The organism is Vicinamibacterales bacterium (assembly GCA_041659285.1).
GTDB lineage: Bacteria > Acidobacteriota > Vicinamibacteria > Vicinamibacterales > UBA2999 > 12-FULL-67-14b.
Genome location: JBAZYO010000030.1, coordinates 1 through 4,323, shown reverse-complemented (window position 1 = coordinate 4,323; position 4,323 = coordinate 1). Strand labels below are relative to the sequence as shown.

The following is a 4,323-nucleotide window of genomic DNA, read 5'->3' as shown; positions in this document are numbered from 1 at the left end:
TTCTACTCACTACTCACTACTTTCTACTCACTCTTCCCCTTCCTTCAACGCCTTCATGGCTCGGTGGTAGATGACTCTGACATGCCCTGACTTTTTCTCCAGGATCTGGCCGATGACCCCAAAGGGCAAGCCATCGATCAAACGCAGGGTCAACACGTCGCGATAGTCTTCCTTGAGTCTCTCCAGCCTTTTGACTACGAGCGCCAGGTCGGCCCTGGCTTCCATGAGACGAGGCTCTGTTTCCACCTTCATGTAAGAAGACGCTCCAGCCCCGTCTTCCGTTACAATCTCAAGCGATATGGTATGCGTATCTTGATTGCGGTATTTATCGGCGATCAGGTTGCGGGCGATGCGGTAAAGCAAGGCGCGGATATTGGTGATTTCACGATGGTCGTGGATGTATTGCCAAGCGCGGGTAAAGGTTTCAGCCGTGATATCTTGGGCATCTTCGACGCTGGGAAGTTTCAAGATGGAAAAACGATAGATAGCTTCAACGTACCTGTCATACAGGCGCGTAAAGGCTTCTGGGTCCTGTTTCGACTTGAGTCGAAATAGGAGGTATCGATCGTAGAGACTGGACATTGAAACTGATGGAAAACCGGCGAAAATCAATGCGTATCCACGGAACAATTGAGCGAAAGAAGATTACCGTCAAAAGCTTCAGGAATCAAGGGTAAAAAGGGTGGAAAAAACCTAAAAATCCAAAACTCCCTTCTTTTGTCCACACTATTGTTGACAAAAAATGACTGACGGTTCACATTAGTAGCATGAAAACTCCTGAAGAATCCGCAGTGCGCGTTTCGATCTCCGAAGCTGCCCGTTTGTTCGGAGTGAATCCGCGCACCATCCGCCGCGCCATCAGCGACGGACAAATCCGCTACATCCTGGTGCAAGGACGTTACAAACTCCACTTCGGCTCGCTCGTCAGTTGGTCGCAGCGCATGACCACGATAAAAAATAAACGCGACGCGCGCGGCATCGGACAATGGGTCGAGCACTGGAAAGTCAAGAACCCAAAGTTCTCACCGCGGGCACCTGCAACAACAAGCAACTAGCCACCAGGCTCTATATTTGGTTGCTTGTTGCTAGTTGCTTGTTGCTAGTTGCTATTTGCCCACCACGTACCCCTTTCCGAACGCCTTATCGTCCGGCTTGAATTCCAACTTCAGATCTTCAAAACCAGCTTCGAGTTTTTTTCCGCTCTCGACATCCTCGGCTGACAAACTCAATTGCGTGAGCAAGATTGGCGTCGTGCCGATCTGGTCGGCCGTCGGTTTGACCACGACTTCGAAAGCAACGGGTTGCCCACCGGTATCGACTGCTCCGATTTCTGGCATGGCCCAAGATATTCCGCCGCTCGCCTGCGTGAATTGTCCGATCTGCGCAGCCGAGTGCATCCCGCTGAACGTCACTCCCCTGCCCGCTTCAGCCGTCAGCGTAAAGTTCTTCAAAGTTTGATTAGCCGCTCCGACGCTGCACACCACCCACACGCTGGTCCGCTCTCCGCTGCGCAAGGGCAACGGCCCCACGCCAAGTTGGTCGCCCGATTCGGCGAAATATCTGACGCTGCAAGCGGCGGTGAGCCTGTCGCTCTGACGCACATCCAAAGGCGCGCCGATAAAATTCTGGCCGCCGATTTCCGCCCAAGGCAAAGCCTGCACCATCAGGTCATTCCCGCTGGGCAAGATCACGCTGGGCGAGCTGGTGGTTAGTTCGGCGCGTCCGAATTCGGTCGCGTCCGGAGCCAAGAGCACAGCCCGGACCGTCATGTCGGCTAATTTTTGGAGCTTCAATCTCCAACCGTCGCTCACCACCTTGGCCAACGGAGGCGCATCCATGACCGCGAAGTGCGTGGCTAGACGATCTATGACGTTGGCTTGCGCGGTCAATTCGAAATTCAAACCCACGCTGCTTTCCGCGGCTTGGCCCAAACCCGCCAGGATGATTTTTTTCTGGCCCGGTCCCAGCGCGCCGATCTCGACGAAATCCGCTCCAGCCAAGAACTGCGCGTTAGGCGCACCGCTTTTTTCCGTCATCCGCACGCCCAACGAGCTTCCAGTGGTGCTGCCGAAATTCTCGACCACCAAAGGTAGCGCACCGCAGGCTTGGATCGTCCCCGGCTCCACCAGCGGCTGCAAGGTGACCGTGCTCGCCCCAAGCGAACGTTTTTCCATGCCCGAAAAAGAGCGGGACAAAAACAACGGATCGTATTCCGAGACGGTGAAACCTATGGGTAGGGTCGCGTTGCGCTGTGCCCTGATCAAAAGCACGGCCCGGAGCGCAGCGGATTTTTCCGGCGTGACTTGGCCCAAAAAGATTTCGCCGGCGACACTTTTCGGATGAGTCTCGACGACTTCGACCCACGGCGGCAGGCTCAAACGCAAGCTCACGCCGCTATGCTCTTTATTGTCCAGCGCCAAGACCTGGATGAGCACCGGGACCGGTTGCAAGGCCCTGAATTCATCCGCCACAAAATTGACTTGCAGGCCGCTTTCCCGTTTGAGCAGCGCGGAATAATTGACGGCCAGGATGAACATGAGCAAGGACGCGATGACGCCGACCAAAAACAGGTCAAAGGAAAAAATGAGCCGAGCCCGTTTATAGCGTCCCCGATATCTTCGATGATAGATGCGGCGCACGTGCGAAGTCGCCGCGCGCGCCGGCGCGAGCGTCACCACGCTGCCGAAATGGGCCAAACCGCCGCGCCCCGAGCTGGATTTTTTTTGTTTCATAGCATGCTATAGGTCGAATTGGTCCTATTTTCAAAACGGATTCACACCACCGATGATGATCTCCGGACGGCCGTCCGTATCCACGTCGGATAAGCTGACGCGCAGGCCCTGGGGTGCCGTGCCGCTCACCGCGAAATCTTTTTTCAGGATACCGGCTCCGCTGAAAATCCGCACGCGCGGGCTGGCTCCGCGGCCCGAGGCCGCGACGATCTCGTCACGCCCGTCGCCGTCCACGTCACCGACCGCGATCGCGGCGCCGCCCACCTGCGTGGCGTCGAAGGCAAAAAAGCCGCCGCCCCAAATCGCGCCATCGGTTTTCCAGATCCTGATATGCGGTCCGCCGCCGGGACCGGCTACGGTCACGACTTCGCGCCGGTCATCGCGATCCAAATCACCGATCGCGGGTTTTACCCCGCCCGGGATCCGGTTCAGATAAGCTTGCCAGCGCGCCAAGATTTTTCCCGCTTGATCGGTGAGCAAGACTTCCGAATCATTCTCACGCCCCAACACGAGTTCGGGCAGGCTGTCGCGATTAGCCTGCCCCGCGGCAAAGTAGATACGACCCGTATATTTCTTCCAGGGTTGGAATGTCCGGTTCTTGCCGGACGCGTACTTGATCGTCACTTTGCCTTTTTCTGCGTACGCCAGATCGTCCGCGCTGTCGCCATCAAGATCTTGGACTAAAATTTCGGCGCCATCCGGCGCGGCGGCATGGCGCGCAAAAAATCCGTTAGCCCGCTGCGTGCCGTCAGCCGCGTAGATGCGCATAAAGGATCCATTGGTGAAAGTTGCGCCGCGGATCTCATTGGCGCTGGCGCGGCGCAGCAGCAACAGGCCGTCGCGCGGCGGCAAATCCACGTAGCTCACGATCGAACCGTCGTTGGTCCGCGAATCCTGCGTGCCGCGGATTTTTTCGTACACGCCGGGCAAAGCGACGCGCTGGGCTTTATCCGTGCCGTTCACCAGCACCAGTCCCCATTCGAACGAACGCGACCAGACCGCCGACGCGCTGCCCTGGCTGGCCGTCAGCTTGCGCACTTCGGGCAACGGCGAACCCAACGGCAATTCATATTCGTCATACCACCAAGTCACGTTATGATTCCAGTCGCCTTTATCGAAGGAGTACGCCCCGCCACCCACCAACGCGCTAGCCAAACCGAAACGCATCAAGCGATAATCGGCCGGACGATGTTCGTTATCCGTGTTGACGTTGAGCGCGGTGTAGGAGGGTTTCAAGTTTTTCGTCACCGCGTCACGGAACTCCTGCCAATTCGGTCCCCAACTATAACTCGGAAAATGCTCGAAGAATGCGCCGTTCAACTGGTCGGCGTAATAACCGTTGCCGTTGCCGATGATGAGCGCGTTAGGATTCAAGGCGCGGACATTCTTCAGCAGCTTGCGCATGCCGGCGCGCCAGGCCGCGTCCGGTTGATCGGCTTTGCCGTCGCGATCGAAATCAATCGGTGATTTGGCGAAATACGAAACGCCGTCGAAGACGTTGTCCAGAAAAACTCCGTCCCACAATCCGCTCGACATGATTTCGTCGCGGATGAAACGCGGCAAAAATTCGTTCCACCGCTCGCCCGTCGGC

General features: G+C 56.9%; 4 protein-coding genes. 1 reads left to right on the top strand and 3 read right to left on the bottom strand.

Translation table 11 applies throughout. The annotated features are described in order from the left end of the window. Positions 1 to 27 precede the first annotated feature (27 nt). Positions 28 to 582 (bottom strand): RNA polymerase sigma factor, encoded by a 555-nt coding sequence (locus tag WC815_24005; protein ID MFA5911855.1) that lies wholly within the window; start codon positions 580 to 582, stop codon positions 28 to 30. Positions 583 to 767: 185 nt separating this feature from the next. On the opposite strand from WC815_24005, the gene WC815_24000 reads away from it, so the two are divergent. After that, entirely contained in the window at positions 768 to 1,055 is a 288-nt protein-coding gene (locus WC815_24000; GenBank protein ID MFA5911854.1) for a helix-turn-helix domain-containing protein, read from the top strand. Between the two features lie 51 nt (positions 1,056 to 1,106). Here WC815_24000 and WC815_23995 read toward each other — a convergent pair whose 3' ends face one another. Together WC815_23995 and WC815_23990 are read right to left on the bottom strand one after the other, a co-directional pair. Then, on the bottom strand, positions 1,107 to 2,732 hold the full coding sequence (locus WC815_23995) for a hypothetical protein (protein ID MFA5911853.1): 1,626 nt from the start codon (positions 2,730 to 2,732) through the stop codon (positions 1,107 to 1,109). Between the two features lie 30 nt (positions 2,733 to 2,762). After that, positions 2,763 to 4,323 (bottom strand): putative glycoside hydrolase (locus WC815_23990; GenBank protein MFA5911852.1); only part of this gene is annotated, 1,561 nt, incomplete at its 5' end.

Bases quoted from the DNA above. Each gene is read 5' to 3' on its own strand.
- WC815_24005 (MFA5911855.1), bottom strand. From the start codon at position 582: ATGTCCAGTCTCTACGATCGATACCTCCTATTTCGACTCAAGTCGAAA.
- WC815_24000 (MFA5911854.1), top strand. From the start codon at position 768: ATGAAAACTCCTGAAGAATCCGCAGTGCGCGTTTCGATCTCCGAAGCT.
- WC815_23995 (MFA5911853.1), bottom strand. From the start codon at position 2,732: ATGAAACAAAAAAAATCCAGCTCGGGGCGCGGCGGTTTGGCCCATTTC.